Source organism: Pseudomonas putida, from assembly GCF_050990305.1.
In the GTDB taxonomy this organism is placed as follows: domain Bacteria; phylum Pseudomonadota; class Gammaproteobacteria; order Pseudomonadales; family Pseudomonadaceae; genus Aquipseudomonas; species Aquipseudomonas putida_AH.
Map to the genome: position 1 here is coordinate 5,938,983 of NZ_CP158817.1, position 14,257 is coordinate 5,953,239.

The following is a 14,257-nucleotide window of genomic DNA, read 5'->3' on the forward strand; positions in this document are numbered from 1 at the left end:
CTTTTTCCAATTCATCTTTTTCAAAGTCAAAAATTACCTATGACCAAAGAATCGTCTAAAGCGCCACCGCTTTACCCGAAGACCCACCTGCTGGCCGCAAGTGGCATCGCCGCTCTTCTGAGCCTGGCGCTTCTGGTATTTCCCTCCAGTGATGTTGAAGCTAAAAAGACGACCCTGAGTCTTGAACTGGAAAGCCCTGCTGAACAACTGACACAAGATCAAGACGCTGCCGAGGCCGTCCAAGCCACAAATGAACCCGCAGCATCTCCTTTTGCGCAGATAGATGACAGCGCGCAAGACACTCAGGAAGCCGCTCAAGCCGCACCGGCACCAGTCCTCGAACAAAAGAAGACGCCAAACCACAGGGAAGTGATCGTCGCCAAGGGAGATACCCTCTCCACCCTGTTCGAGAAGGTCGGTCTTCCGGCCACTTCGGTGCATGACGTACTGGCCAGCAACAAGCAGGCGAAGCAGTTCAGTCAACTTAAGCACGGACAGAAACTCGAATTCGAACTAAGCCCGGATGGCCAACTGACCAATCTGCACAGCAAAGTCAGCGACCTCGAAACCATTTCGCTGACCAAGAATGACAAGGGCTACACGTTCAACCGTACTACCGCCAAACCAACCGTACGCTCCGCCTATGTTCACGGCGTGATCAATAGCTCGCTGTCACAGTCCGCCGCCCGCGCCGGCCTGTCCCACAGCCTGACCATGGACATGGCCAGTGTGTTTGGCTACGACGTCGACTTTGCTCAGGATATTCGCCAGGGAGACGAATTCGATGTGATCTACGAGCAGAAGGTCGTCAATGGCAAGGCTGTCGGCAACGGGCCGATCCTGTCCGCACGCTTCACCAACCGTGGCAAGACCTATACCGCCGTGCGCTACACCAACAAACAAGGCAACAGCAGCTACTACACCGCTGACGGCAACAGCATGCGCAAGGCGTTCATTCGCACCCCGGTAGATTTCGCCCGCATTAGCTCCAAGTTCTCCATGGGCCGAAAGCACCCGATCCTAAACAAGATCCGCGCCCACAAAGGCGTTGATTACGCAGCCCCTCGCGGCACGCCGATCAAGGCAGCCGGTGACGGAAAGGTACTGTTGGCCGGACGTCGTGGTGGTTACGGCAATACCGTCATCATCCAGCACGGCAACACCTACCGCACGCTGTATGGTCATATGCAGGGCTTTGCCAAAGGCGTACAGACGGGCAGCACCGTCAAACAGGGCCAGGTGATTGGCTATATCGGCACCACCGGCCTGTCGACCGGCCCGCACCTGCACTATGAGTTCCAGGTCAATGGCGTCCATGTCGATCCGTTGGGTCAGAAGGTGGCTATGGCCGATCCGATCTCCAAGGCGGAGCGCGCACGCTTCCTCGCCCAGAGCCAGCCGCTGATGGCTCGCATGGATCAAGAGAAAGCCACCATGCTCGCCTCGAAGCGCTAAGCCATGGCGCTTTACATAGGTGTAATGTCCGGGACCAGCCTTGATGGCCTGGACATAGCGCTGATCGAGCAATCTCCGGCGATCAGGCTGATCGCCACGCACTACATCCCCATGCCCGAATCTCTGCGCGCCGAGCTGCTTGGCTTGTGCGCCAGCGGTTCAGACGAGATTGCCCGATCCGCCATTGCCCAGCAGAACTGGGTGAAACTGGCAGCACAAGGCATTAACGCCCTGCTAGTCCAATATCAGCTAAAACCTGATGACATTCGCGCAATCGGCAGTCACGGACAGACCATTCGGCACGAGCCGGCGCGAGGCTTCACGGTGCAGATTGGCAACCCCGCCCTGCTGACCGAGTTGACCGGCATCACAGTGGTCAGCGACTTCCGCAGCCGTGACGTTGCAGCCGGTGGGCAAGGCGCACCGTTGGTTCCTGCCTTTCACGAAGCACTATTCGAAGAACGAACCGGCAATCGAGCGGTACTGAATATTGGCGGCTTTAGCAATCTCAGCCTGATCGAACCCGACAAGCCTGTTGCCGGCTTCGACTGCGGCCCGGGGAATGTGCTGATGGACGCCTGGATTCACCAGCAACGCGGTGAAAACTATGACCGTGACGGCCAATGGGCGGCCTGCGGCAAGGTCGAACCGATCTTGCTGAAGGCGCTGCTCAGCGATCCATTTTTTGTGACCCAAGGCCCGAAAAGTACGGGCCGTGAAGTGTTCAACCTGCCATGGCTAATGCAGCACCTGGCGCAGTTGCCGGCTTTCGCCGCCGAAGACGTACAGGCAACGCTGCTTGAGCTGACCGCATTGACCATCGTCGAGTCACTGCAAGGGGCCCAAGCGCACACTCAGGAAGTGCTGGTCTGCGGCGGCGGTGCGCATAACGCCACGTTGATGAATCGCCTGTCCTGCCTGCTGCCGAAGGCGAAAGTCAGCAGCACATCCGCATACGGTGTAGATCCCGACTGGGTCGAAGCCATGGCCTTTGCCTGGCTCGCCCACTGCTGCCTCGAAGGCATCGCTGCCAACCGCCCGAGCGTCACCGGGGCCCGCGGCTTGCGAGTCCTGGGCGCTATCTACCCCGCTTGAACACCAGACAGCAAAACGCCGCAGGGCTGTAAGGCCCTGCGGCGTTTTGATGATCCGGGACGCTGATCAGATCGAGAACGATGAGCCACAGCCACAGGTGGTGGTCGCGTTCGGGTTCTTGATGACGAAGCGCGAACCTTCCAGACCTTCCTGGTAATCCACTTCGGCACCCGCCAGATACTGAAAGCTCATCGGATCGACAACCAGACTCACGCCTTCGCGTTCGACGATGGTGTCGTCATCGGCCACTTCTTCATCGAAGGTGAAGCCGTACTGAAAACCTGAACAACCGCCGCCCGTAACAAATACGCGCAGCTTCAAGCGATCATTCCCCTCTTCATCGACCAGGCTCTTCACCTTGTGCGCGGCACCGTGGGTGAATTGCAAAGCCGTGGGGGTGAAGGATTCAACGCTCATGCTGACTATCTCCCGGCGCTACGCCGTCATATTGCGTGATGACGCGCATTATCCGCTTGTCCTAGAAAATCGGTCAACTATTGTTATGGTATATCAACCACTCCAATCGTCGACCCCGAATGCAAAAAGGCCCGTTTAACGGGCCTTTTTCACAGCAAGAAATAGCGCCTTACGGCAGCATGCCCGCATGGGACAGCCCCAGACGCTCATCCAGCCCGAACAGGATGTTCATGTTCTGAACAGCCTGGCCCGACGCGCCTTTGACCAGGTTGTCGATGACCGACAGCACGACCACCAGATCACCGTCCTGCGGACGATGCACCGCGATACGGCACACGTTGGCGCCACGTACGCTACGGGTTTCCGGATGGCTACCCGCCGGCATCACGTCGACGAACGGCTCATTGGCATAGCGTTTTTCAAACAACGCCTGCAGATCCACCGAGCGATCCACGACGGTCGCGTAGAGCGTCGAATGGATACCACGAATCATTGGAGTCAGGTGCGGAACGAAGGTCAGGCCAACGTCCTTGCCCGCGGCACGACGCAAGCCTTGGCGAATTTCCGGCAAGTGACGGTGACCTTTGACGGCGTAAGCCTTCATGCTTTCCGACGTCTCGGAGTACAACGAACCTACCGCCGCACCACGACCGGCACCGCTGACGCCGGATTTGCAGTCGGCAATAAGGCGCGAAGCATCAGCCAGACCGGCTTCAAGCAGTGGCAGGAAACCCAATTGCGTCGCGGTCGGATAGCAACCTGGTACAGCAATCAGCCGCGCTTTCTTGATTTGCTCACGATTGACTTCCGGAAGACCGTAAACCGCCTCGTCCAGCAACGCTGGCGCGCCGTGCGGTTGGCCATACCACTTGGCCCACTCTTCAGCATCTTGCAGACGGAAGTCCGCGGACAGATCGATGACCTTGGTCCCCGCTGCCAACAGCTCACCTGCCAGAGCGTGCGCAACGCCGTGAGGTGTTGCGAAGAACACCACGTCGCAGGCGCCCAGGGTCTTGATGTCCGGAACGCTGAACGCGAGGCCGTCGTAGTGGCCTCGCAGGTTCGGGTACATGTCAGCCACGGCCAGGCCGGCCTCGGATCGGGAAGTGATCACTACCACTTCTGCCTGCGGATGCTGTGCCAACAGACGCAGCAGTTCGACACCGGTGTAACCCGTGCCGCCGACGATACCGACCTTGACCATAAACCTGCCCTCAACGAACCCACTGGAAAGCCGTCGATAATAGGGGCGTCGCGCGCCTGCGACAACCGGCAAGGTGACGTGCGGAGTGTCAACCCTCTACTATCCGGGCTACCGTGAACCTGGGAATAAACAAAAATGCTTTATCTATGGCTCAAAGCTTTTCACATCATCAGTGTCGTGTGCTGGTTTGCCGGCCTGTTTTATCTGCCGCGACTGTTCGTTTATCACGCGCAAAGCGAGGATACGATCAGCAAGGAACGCTTCAGCGTCATGGAGCGCAAGTTGTATCGCGGCATCATGGGCCCGGCGATGATCGCTACATTGATTTTCGGCATCGCAATGATCAGCCTGAACCCAGGCATCTTCAGTCTGGGTAAGTGGATTCACGTCAAGCTGACTCTGGTGGTTTTGCTGATCGGTTATCACCACATGTGCGGCGCCCAGGTGAAGCGTTTTGCCCGTGGCGAGAACACCCGCAGCCATGTCTATTATCGCTGGTTTAATGAAGTGCCCGTTCTGATATTGCTGGCTATCGTAATTCTGGTCGTCGTTCGGCCGTTTTAAACCCAATAGGCACCACTCACCGGGGAACCTCCAATGTCGCTGCCCGCTCTGCTCGAACAACGTCTGCGCCTGCCCGTGGTGGCCGCGCCGATGTTCCTGATTTCCAATCCGCAACTGGTGCTCGCCTGCTGCCGCAACGGTGTCGTGGGCAGTTTTCCGGCGCTGAACCAGCGTGAGAGCAGCGGCTTCAAAGCCTGGCTGGAAGAGATCGAAGCCGGGCTGGCGACATTGGAGAACCCTGCGCCGTACGCGGTGAACCTGATTGTCCACAAGAGTAACCCGCGACTGCAGGCGGACCTGGATATCTGCATCGAGCATAAGGTACCGATCATCATCACCAGCCTCGGCGCCGTGAAAGAGCTGGTCGATGCCGTCCACAGCTATGGCGGCCTAGTGTTCCACGACGTCACCACTCGCCGTCATGCCGAAAAAGCCGCCGAGGCCGGCGTGGATGGCCTGATAGCTGTCGCGGCGGGCGCTGGCGGACATGCTGGAACCTGGAGCCCTTTCTCATTGATCGCCGAGATCCGCCAGTTCTTCGACAAGACTCTACTGCTGGCCGGGTGCCTGAACCACGGCCACGAAATTCTCGCCGCGCAACTGCTTGGTGCCGATCTTGCCTACTTCGGTACGCGCTTTATCGGCACCACCGAAAGCCATGCGCCTGAGGCATATAAGGAGATGCTACTGGCAGCCAAAGCGGCAGACATCATCCATACTCCAGCCGTATCGGGCGTACCGGCGAGCTTCATGCGCCAAAGCCTGGAAGCTGCCGGATTCGACATGCTGGCCCTGCAAAACAAAGGCGAGGTCAACTTCGGCTCCAAGCTCAAGCCGTTAAGCGATGAAGCCAAGGCCTGGAAAACTGTCTGGTCCGCAGGCCAAGGGGTCGGTGAAATCGATGACTTGCCGAGCGTGGAGCAACTGGTGGCGCGTCTTGATGCCGAGTATCGAAAGGCACAGGAACACTCAGTACAACTGCGGCAGCGTTGGCCCCGCTGAAAGATTGTGGCCAGTCTTCCCTGGCTGGCCCTACAGTCCAGATACTCAAACACTCGCGACAAGGATGCCTCGGCAATGAGCGAAAACCGTTTCAGAATCGTATTCGACGGCACGCTACTGCCGGGTATTGATATCACCACTGCCAAGAGCAATCTCGCTGCGCTGTACAAAAGCGAAGTCACTGACGTAGAACGTCTTTTCAACGGCCAGCCAGTCACACTCAAACGCGAACTCTCACAGGCCGATGCACAGGCTTACTTGCATGCGCTGAAGAACACCGGCATCGACGCGCGCATCGAGCCCGAACCCTCGATCGAACTGAACCTGTCGGACGCCCGCCATGACGCGCCTGCAGCCACCGCGGCGGAGCCCGAATCCCCTTATGCCCCTCCGCGTGCCATGGTCGGTGACAGCTTGCCCGAGTTCGCCACCCTGAAGCCGTTCAGCGTCGAAGGGCGGATCGGCCGTCTGCGCTTTCTCGCCTGGACCATGGTACTGAGCCTGGTGACCCTGCCCATCGTCGGCGTGTTCGCACTCATCGGCCTCGGACTGGTGAGTGGTGATTCCACCACGGGACTGATCATCGGCGGCATCTTTGCCTTCTTCCTGTTCCTCGCATTCCTGATCATCAGCATTCTGTTCACGGTTCAGCGCCTGCACGATATCGGCTGGTCAGGCTGGCTCTGGCTGTTGAACTTCGTCCCCTTCGTCGGCAGCTTCTTCCCGCTGGTGATCACGGTCGTACCGGGCAACACCGGCGCCAACCGTTATGGCCCGCCCCCCCCGCCCAACAGCACAGCAGTCAAAGTGCTGTGTTCATTGTGGATTGTGCTCATAGGCCTGGGTTTCGTCGGCGCTATGATGGGCGGGATCTCCGCGATCCAGCAGGAATACGAAAGTAGCCTGGAAAGCAGCTACGAAAGTGGCCCTGCGGTTACCAATGAAATTGACGTCGAGACCGAATCACCTGCAAATTCCGCCGACGATGCAGCCGAAGAAGCTCAGCCCCCTGTAGACTCTGCGCAAGAATGAACAGCGCTCCCTGCTCGTGACACCTGCGTCGCGGTGCGGAGCTGTTGCGATGGAGAACTGCATGACCCGTTACGCTCTGATCACCGGCGCTTCCAGCGGCATTGGCCTGGCCATGGCCGAAGCGCTGGCCCGGCGCGGCCGCAGCCTGATATTGGTGGCCCGACAGCGTGATCAGCTGGAAAGTATTGCGATTGAACTGACCCAACGGTTTGGTGTGGAAGTGTTGTTCCGTGCCTGCGACCTGGGTGAACCCCTGCGGCTGTCCGGATTTCTGCTGGAACTGGAGGAAGGTGACCGGCAGATTGATCTGTTGGTCAACTGCGCCGGTATCGGCACATGCGGCCCATTCCTGGCGCAGGATTGGATGACCGAACAGGATCTGATCGAAGTCAACATTCTGGCCCTCACTCGCCTGTGTCACGCCATCGGCAACAGCATGGCGCTGCAGGGCGGCGGGCAGATTCTGAACGTCGCCTCGGTCGCAGCCTTCCACCCCGGCCCTTGGATGAGCACTTATTACGCGAGCAAGGCTTATGTGCTGCACTTTTCCGAGGGATTGCGCGTCGAGCTGAAAAAATGCGCGGTCAAGGTCTCGGTGCTCTGCCCCGGCCCAACCCGCACGGCGTTTTTCCGCACCGCGCAGCTGAACACCGACAAACTGGCAGACAGCAAGTTGCTGATGAGTCCTGAGGAAGTCGCGCTCTATACCGTGCGAGCGCTGGAGAAAAATCGCGCCATTATCATTCCCGGACGGCGTAACCGCTGGTTCGCTACCCTGCCCCGCTTCGGCTCACGCTGGTTGATCCGGACAATCACCGGCATGGTCAACAAGGCTTACTGCCCACGGTAAAACACTGGGCTGGCGCATGCCCCATGGGTACACTCAGGCCAGCCCAAACAACGGAGAAAACAGCTGTGGATACTCTGTTCACCAAGATCATCAACCGGGAGATCCCGGCGAAGATCATTTTCGAAGACGATCAGGTTATCGCCTTCCACGACATCGCCCCACAGGCACCGGTGCATTTTCTGGTAGTCCCGAAAAAACCGGTGCGCACCTTGAATGACCTGACCGAGGACGACAAGGCACTGGCCGGGCACATTCTGTTCACCGCCCAGCGCCTGGCCCTGGAGCTGGGTTGCGAAGAAGGTTTCCGCGTGGTCATGAACTGCAATGACCTGGGGGGCCAAACTGTTTATCACATTCATATGCATGTGCTCGGTCAGCGCCAGATGCACTGGCCGCCGGGCTGATTCAGTCACCGCTTGCGTAGGAGCGAGGCTTGCCCGCGAACCAGGCACCCCGGTCTTTGCTAGAAACCGTGTTGCGGGGTTCGCGGGCAAGCCTCGCTCCTACAGATTGCGCTGCATCACAATGACCCAACGCAAACCTTCCCCGGCCGATTGGGTTAAACTGGCCACCGAGATTCTTCCGGAGGTCAGCATGACTACCCAACGTCACTACTCGCCAATTGACCGTCTTCTGCTGCAAGCCGATGCCGCGATGCGTACCTTGCTGCCCTTCAGTGGCCAACCGTACCGTCCGTCGCCCGCCATCGTGCAGCCAGATGCAAAAATGAGCGATGAAGAGACCCGGCACGTTGCCGGCCTGATGCGCATCAACCATACCGGTGAAGTCTGTGCCCAGGCGCTATACCAAGGGCAAGCCTTGACCGCCAAGCTGCCGCAAGTACGCGCAGCCATGGAACATGCCGCCGAAGAAGAAATCGACCATCTGGTCTGGTGCGAGCAACGCATTCATCAGTTGGGCAGCCACACCAGCATTCTCAACCCACTGTTCTACGGTATGTCGTTCGGGATCGGTGCGGTTGCTGGGCTGATCAGCGACAAAGTCAGCCTGGGTTTCGTTGCGGCGACGGAAGATCAGGTGTGTAAGCATTTGAACGAACACCTTGAGCAACTGCCGGCGGAAGATGAAAAATCCCGCGCGATTCTTGAGCAGATGCGCATAGATGAAGAGCAACACGCGGAAAGTGCGCTGGAGGCTGGTGGTTTCCGTTTTCCGGCACCGGTGAAGTTCGGCATGAGCTTGATGGCCAAGGTGATGACCAAGAGTACCTACCGAATCTAATTAATGTAGGAGCGAGGCTTGCCCGCGATGGCGATTTCAAAGACACCATCGCGGGCAAACCTCGCTCCTACAATAATGCTGTTCATTTAAGAGATAGATCGCGCAAGTAATTACCGGTGGCGAGCGAGCTTGCTCGCGTTGGGGCGCGAAGCGACCCCAAAAAATGGGACTGCTACGCAGTCCAGCGGGAGCAAGCTCCCTCGCCACAGTTACAGTGATTGTTCTTAAGTGAACAGCATTACGCTCCTACAAGGGTTTTCGTGAATCATGAAAAAAGGCGACTGCCGTGAGGTAGTCGCCTTTTTTTGTGCTCGAGAGTCTTAGTTCGGCATGTTGCGCGCGTAGAAGATTTCGAGCATTTCGTGCTTAACACGCTCGGTCACCTGAGCACGCTGCTCGGCGGACAGATTGCTGGTGGCATCGCCGAACAGGTAGTTATCCAGTTCGAAGTTCTTCAGCAGCATTTTGGTGTGGAACAGGTTCTCCTGGTACACGTTCACGTCAGTCATCTGGTACGCGTCGCGGGTGTCTTCGGAGAGGTAGTTCTGGATCGAGTTGATCTCGTGATCGATGAAGTGCTTGTTGCCTTCGACATCACGGGTGAAACCGCGCACACGGTAATCCACGGTCACGATGTCCGAATCGAACTGGTGAATCAGGAAGTTGAGCGCTTTGAGCGGTGAAATGACACCACAGGTCGACACGTCGATGTCCACACGGAAGGTCGCAATACCTGCATCCGGATGGATCTCCGGGTAGGTATGTACCGTGATATGACTCTTGTCGAGATGAGCCAGGATGATTTCCGGCAGCGGGCCCGGAGACTCTTCGATCTGGCTTTCGGTCGGGGTCACCGGTTCTTCTGAAATCAGAATCGTGACGCTGGCACCCTGAGGCTCATAGTTCTGACTGGCAATGTTCAGAATGTTGGCACCAATGATTTCGACAACTTCCGTGAGGATCTGCGTCAGGCGCTCCGCGTTGTACTCTTTATTGATGTACTCGACGTAAGCCTGTTGGTCTTGCGGGGTTTCCGCGTAGCAGATGTCATAGATGTTGAAGCTCAAGGTCTTTGTCAGGTTATTGAACCCGTGGAGCTTGAGTTTGCTTTTCACCGTTAAAAACTCTCTATGTATTGCGGCCCGGCCGCGTGATCAAGCATGCCCGTCAGATGCGAACGACGCACCTGCGTAGGACGGTTAACACCTCTTCGCGATGGCGATTTTGGTTGTCTGTTCGGGTGCGTGGCCTATCGGCTGACGGGCCACTACCCTGAAAAAAGTGGCGCATTATGCAGACGTCAGCAGGGGATCGCCAGAGTCTGCACCGCTTTTATGATAGTTGAATGTCGATTCAACCGAGCTCGATGATCTCGTAGTCGTGGGTGATCTCGACACCGGCTGCGCCCAGCATGATCGACGCCGAGCAATACTTTTCAGCGGACAGCTCAATGGCGCGCTTGACCTGAGCTTCTTTCAGGCCGCGTCCCTTGACCACGAAGTGCATATGGATCTTGGTGAAGACTTTCGGATCTTCGGTGGCGCGTTCGGCTTCAAGGAAGGCTTCGCAGCTTTCAACGGCCTGGCGAGATTTCTTGAGGATGCTGACCACATCGAAGTTGCTGCAACCACCAACACCCAGCAGGAGCATTTCCATTGGCCGGACACCCAAGTTACGACCACCGGCATCGGGTGGACCGTCCATGACCACGACATGACCGCTACCGGATTCGCCGAGGAACATGGCTTCGCCAGCCCATTGGATGCGTGCCTTCATCGCCAAGACTCCACTGTATAAAAAAGGGTCGCCAGCTTAGCACAGGCCTTTGATAGACAGCGTTGGCTTCCCAGGAAGTGTCCTACAGCCTTGTAGGTAATTTCTCGAATAATGCCGGAAGTGTCTGTTAAGCTGACGTCAATTCAATGGCGCATAGCCAGTTTTACCGTAGTGTCCGCCTTTCATAAAAAAAACCAAACATACCGTGCAGTCTTTTCGGGATACAACCATGGTTGCTATTACCCCCACACCCAAAATCAAGAACCTCGACAAGCTGTTGATGCATTGCCAGCGTCGTCGCTATCAGGCCAAAACCAACATCATTTGTGCCGGTGATCGTTCGGAAACGTTGTTTTTCATTATCAAAGGTTCGGTCACGATCCTGATCGAAGATGACGACGGCCGGGAAATGATCATCGCCTACCTGAACGCCGGGGATTTTTTCGGCGAGCTGGGCCTGTTTGAGCAAGCGGGTCTTGAGCAGGAACGTAGCGCCTGGGTACGCGCCAAGGTCGAATGCGAAGTCGCGGAAATCAGCTACGCGAAATTCCGTGAGTTGTCACAGCAGGACCCAGACATCCTTTACGTGTTAAGCGGACAAATCGCACAACGCCTGCGCAATACCACCCGCAAGGTCGGCGACCTGGCATTCTTTGATGTGACCGGTCGCGTCGCTCGCTGCCTGCTGGAACTGTGCAAGCAGCCCGACGCCATGACTCATCCAGACGGTATGCAGATCAAAGTGACCCGTCAGGAAATCGGCAGGATTGTCGGGTGTTCGCGAGAGATGGTTGGTCGCGTGCTCAAAGATCTGGAGGAACGCAACCTGGTGGACGTCAAAGGCAAGACCATGGTGGTCTTCGGTACACGCTAACCACGCTAACTTTGAAGCTTCAAGCGTCGAACATCTGCGCCAGCATTTGGCGGTAAAGCTGATCGAGACGTCCCAGCGCATCGGGGGCCGTGAACTTTTCATGCAGGGCGATGTGGCTTTCGGCACGCACCCGCTGCTCCAATCCGCACGCTTGGTTGAAACGATTGACCGCAGCGACCATCGATTCGCGCTCGTTATCGAGCAGCATTGCACCGTGCACCAGCCCTACCGGGCGCTGACCGCCCTGACTCTGGCGCCAGCGCTGGGCGGTGCCGACCATCTTGCGCCCATCCAGATTGACGTTGAAGCGGCCATCGCAGAACGCGCCGTCGATTTCCCCCAGTGACGACGTGCCACCCAATTCATCCAGCAAATCACAGATCGGATCACACAGACGCCGGTAACCGGATTCAATGCGATTCAGATCCCCTTCGCTGCGTGGTGGCGCGTAAACCAGTGCGATATTGATCGTCGACGCTGATTGCGGCACCGGTTCACCACCGGTTTCGCGCAGCAGCACTGGCCAACCCGCCGCAGCGGAGATTTGGCAGGCATGATCGAAGCCAGGCAGTCGATTCAAACGTCGCGGCATGACCAGCGCTCGATCACTGGGCTGCCAGAACAGCAATCCGAAATCCGCATCGCCGGCACAGACCGATGCCAACAGATCTTGTTCGGCTTGCAGACCGGCTTCGATGGTCAGGGAGATGGGTGAGGTCATAAGGGATTCCGTAGGACATGCAGTCTGTGGTGCATCTTATGCCGTCTTCGCGAGCAGGCTCGCTCCTACAGTAGTTCGTGTACCGCCGATCTAGTGTGGGAGCGAGCCTGCTCGCGAAGGGGTCGACTCATTCTGAAGACAATCAGTCGAGTGTAGAACCACTCACCGAAACACCGCGCTCAGGGAAGAACAAACGCTGCAACTCTGTACCCGGGCTCTCGGCACGCATGAACGCTTCGCCCACCAGGAACGCATAGACGTCGCTGATTTCCATCAACTCGACATCAGCACGGTTGAGAATGCCGCTTTCGGTGATCACCAGACGATCACGCGGGATGCGTGGCAACAGGTCGAGAGTGGTTTCCAGGCTGACATCGAAGGTATGCAGGTTGCGATTGTTGATACCCACCAACGGCGTGTCGAGGGTTTTCAAGGCCCGCTCCAGTTCGTCGCCGTCATGGACTTCCACCAGCACATCGAGACCGACGCCTTTGGCCACCGATGCCAGCTCGGCCATTTTCACGTCATCCAGGGCGGAGACGATCAAAAGCACGCAGTCTGCACCCATGGCACGGGCTTCGACGATCTGGTACGGATCGATCATGAAGTCCTTGCGGATCACCGGCAGCTTGCAGGCTGCGCGAGCCTGTTGCAGGTACGTGTCGGCCCCCTGGAAGTAATCGATATCGGTCAGCACCGACAAGCAGGTCGCCCCGCCCTTCTCGTAGCTTTTGGCGATTTCGGCAGGAACGAAGTTCTCGCGGATCACACCTTTGCTTGGCGAAGCTTTCTTGATCTCGGCAATGACTGCCGGCTGTTTCAACTTAGCCTGAGCCAGCAATGCCTGGGCAAACCCACGGGGTGCATCGGCCGCCTTGGCCAGAACTTCCAGCTCCGCAAGGCTTACACGAGCACTACGCTCGGCAACTTCTTCGACCTTGCGTGCCAGAATCTTTTCCAGAACCGTCGGTACACTCATCCCTCATTCTCCACTTTGAATACCGCGGTAAACGCACCCAGTTCTTCGAGCTTTTCCCGAGCGAGACCGGTGTGCAGGGCATCGTGCGCAAGCTCCACGCCCTGTTTCAAACTGCTGGCCAGGTCGGCGGCATACAGTGCCGCTCCGGCGTTGAGCACAATCATTTCAGCCGCTTTCTGACCGTTCTCGGTTTTGCGTTTGCCCAGCGCATCACGGATCAACGCCAGCGAAGCTTCCGGGCCTTCGACCGACAGGCCATGCAGGCTCTGGCTCTTCATGCCCAGGTCTTCTGGCTCGACCCAGTATTCGGTGATCTGGTCGTTCTTGAGTTCAGCGACAAAAGTTGGCGCCGCCAGACTGAATTCGTCCAGACCGTCCTTTGAATGCACCACCAGTACATGCTTGCTGCCCAGTCGTTGCAAGACTTCAGCCAACGGCCGGCACAACGCTTGGGTAAATACACCCACCACCTGGTGTTTCACACCGGCCGGATTCGTAAGCGGGCCAAGCATGTTGAACAAGGTGCGCAAGCCAAGATCCTTGCGCGGGCCGGCGGCGTACTTCATGGCTTTGTGATGGGTCTGGGCAAACATGAAACCGATGCCGACATTATCGATGCAGCGCGCCACTTGAACCGGTGTCAGGTTCAGATAAATCCCCGCCGCTTCGAGCAAATCGGCACTGCCGCTCTTGCCCGATACTGCGCGGTTACCGTGCTTGGCCACGGTGCATCCAGCCGCCGCCACGACAAAAGCGGAAGCCGTGGACACGTTGAAGATATTCGCGCCGTCCCCCCCGGTGCCGACCACATCGACCACGCCGTCGAGGGTCTTGAGTTCGACCTGGTCCGCCAGCTCGCGCATGACCGACACCGCACCGACGATTTCATCGATGCTTTCGCTCTTCATGCGCATGGCCATCATGAACGCGCCAATCTGCGCATCCGTGCATTGCCCGGTCATGATTTCGCGCATCACATCGCGCATTTCTTCGGTGCTCAGGTCGAGGTGGTCGACGATACGGCTCAGGGCTGCCTTGATATTCAT

The 14,257-nt window shown here is 57.6% G+C and carries 16 protein-coding genes; 9 read left to right on the plus strand and 7 right to left on the minus strand.

Annotation, left to right across the window (positions count from 1 at the left end):
- Positions 1-39 precede the first annotated feature (39 nt).
- Both ABTV22_RS27080 and ABTV22_RS27085 read left to right on the plus strand, forming a co-directional pair.
- The gene (locus ABTV22_RS27080; protein WP_433741521.1) at positions 40-1,455 is read left to right on the plus strand and encodes a peptidoglycan DD-metalloendopeptidase family protein; all 1,416 of its coding nucleotides are present in this window, start codon (positions 40-42) and stop codon (positions 1,453-1,455) included.
- A 3-nt stretch (positions 1,456-1,458) separates the two neighbouring features.
- Complete coding sequence (locus ABTV22_RS27085) at positions 1,459-2,550, plus strand: anhydro-N-acetylmuramic acid kinase (RefSeq protein WP_433737383.1); 1,092 nt, start codon at positions 1,459-1,461, stop codon at positions 2,548-2,550.
- Between the two features lie 66 nt (positions 2,551-2,616).
- Here the strand turns inward: ABTV22_RS27085 and erpA are convergent, their stop codons facing one another.
- On the minus strand, positions 2,617-2,967 hold the full coding sequence (gene erpA / locus ABTV22_RS27090) for an iron-sulfur cluster insertion protein ErpA (RefSeq protein ID WP_007906865.1): 351 nt from the start codon (positions 2,965-2,967) through the stop codon (positions 2,617-2,619).
- A gap of 169 nt (positions 2,968-3,136) precedes the next feature.
- Positions 3,137-4,171 (minus strand): N-acetyl-gamma-glutamyl-phosphate reductase, encoded by a 1,035-nt coding sequence (argC, locus tag ABTV22_RS27095; RefSeq protein ID WP_433737384.1) that lies wholly within the window; start codon positions 4,169-4,171, stop codon positions 3,137-3,139.
- 135 nt (positions 4,172-4,306) lie between these two features.
- Between argC and hemJ the strand changes: the two genes are divergently transcribed.
- From hemJ to coq7, 6 genes are all read left to right on the plus strand, one after another.
- Entirely contained in the window at positions 4,307-4,735 is a 429-nt protein-coding gene (gene hemJ / locus ABTV22_RS27100; RefSeq protein ID WP_433737385.1) for a protoporphyrinogen oxidase HemJ, read from the plus strand.
- Between the two features lie 33 nt (positions 4,736-4,768).
- Positions 4,769-5,737 (plus strand): NAD(P)H-dependent flavin oxidoreductase, encoded by a 969-nt coding sequence (locus ABTV22_RS27105; protein ID WP_433737386.1) that lies wholly within the window; start codon positions 4,769-4,771, stop codon positions 5,735-5,737.
- Between the two features lie 75 nt (positions 5,738-5,812).
- On the plus strand, positions 5,813-6,769 hold the full coding sequence (locus ABTV22_RS27110; protein WP_433737387.1) for a DUF805 domain-containing protein: 957 nt from the start codon (positions 5,813-5,815) through the stop codon (positions 6,767-6,769).
- Positions 6,770-6,830: 61 nt separating this feature from the next.
- Positions 6,831-7,619 (plus strand): SDR family NAD(P)-dependent oxidoreductase, encoded by a 789-nt coding sequence (locus tag ABTV22_RS27115; protein WP_433737388.1) that lies wholly within the window; start codon positions 6,831-6,833, stop codon positions 7,617-7,619.
- Positions 7,620-7,684: 65 nt separating this feature from the next.
- Positions 7,685-8,023, plus strand: a complete 339-nt coding sequence (locus ABTV22_RS27120) for a histidine triad nucleotide-binding protein (protein WP_433737389.1) — start codon at positions 7,685-7,687, stop codon at positions 8,021-8,023.
- 190 nt (positions 8,024-8,213) lie between these two features.
- Entirely contained in the window at positions 8,214-8,861 is a 648-nt protein-coding gene (gene coq7, locus ABTV22_RS27125; RefSeq protein ID WP_433737390.1) for a 2-polyprenyl-3-methyl-6-methoxy-1,4-benzoquinone monooxygenase, read from the plus strand.
- A 320-nt stretch (positions 8,862-9,181) separates the two neighbouring features.
- Here the strand turns inward: coq7 and speD are convergent, their stop codons facing one another.
- Both speD and ABTV22_RS27135 read right to left on the minus strand, forming a co-directional pair.
- Positions 9,182-9,976 carry an adenosylmethionine decarboxylase gene (speD, locus tag ABTV22_RS27130; RefSeq protein ID WP_433737391.1) on the minus strand — a complete coding sequence of 265 codons (795 nt, stop codon included), beginning with the start codon at positions 9,974-9,976 and terminating at the stop codon, positions 9,182-9,184.
- A gap of 238 nt (positions 9,977-10,214) precedes the next feature.
- Positions 10,215-10,637 carry an OsmC family protein gene (locus ABTV22_RS27135; RefSeq protein ID WP_008061600.1) on the minus strand — a complete coding sequence of 141 codons (423 nt, stop codon included), beginning with the start codon at positions 10,635-10,637 and terminating at the stop codon, positions 10,215-10,217.
- A 229-nt stretch (positions 10,638-10,866) separates the two neighbouring features.
- Between ABTV22_RS27135 and crp the strand changes: the two genes are divergently transcribed.
- Complete coding sequence (gene crp, locus ABTV22_RS27140; protein WP_433737392.1) at positions 10,867-11,511, plus strand: cAMP-activated global transcriptional regulator CRP; 645 nt, start codon at positions 10,867-10,869, stop codon at positions 11,509-11,511.
- Between the two features lie 19 nt (positions 11,512-11,530).
- Here crp and ABTV22_RS27145 read toward each other — a convergent pair whose 3' ends face one another.
- From ABTV22_RS27145 to trpD, 3 genes are all read right to left on the minus strand, one after another.
- A complete protein-coding gene (locus ABTV22_RS27145) occupies positions 11,531-12,232 on the minus strand; it encodes a lipoate--protein ligase family protein (RefSeq protein ID WP_433737393.1) in 702 nt (233 codons plus the stop codon).
- Between the two features lie 142 nt (positions 12,233-12,374).
- Positions 12,375-13,211 carry an indole-3-glycerol phosphate synthase TrpC gene (gene trpC / locus ABTV22_RS27150; protein WP_433737394.1) on the minus strand — a complete coding sequence of 279 codons (837 nt, stop codon included), beginning with the start codon at positions 13,209-13,211 and terminating at the stop codon, positions 12,375-12,377.
- Complete coding sequence (gene trpD / locus ABTV22_RS27155) at positions 13,208-14,257, minus strand: anthranilate phosphoribosyltransferase (protein WP_433737395.1); 1,050 nt, start codon at positions 14,255-14,257, stop codon at positions 13,208-13,210. The genes trpC and trpD overlap by 4 nt, the downstream gene beginning before the upstream one ends.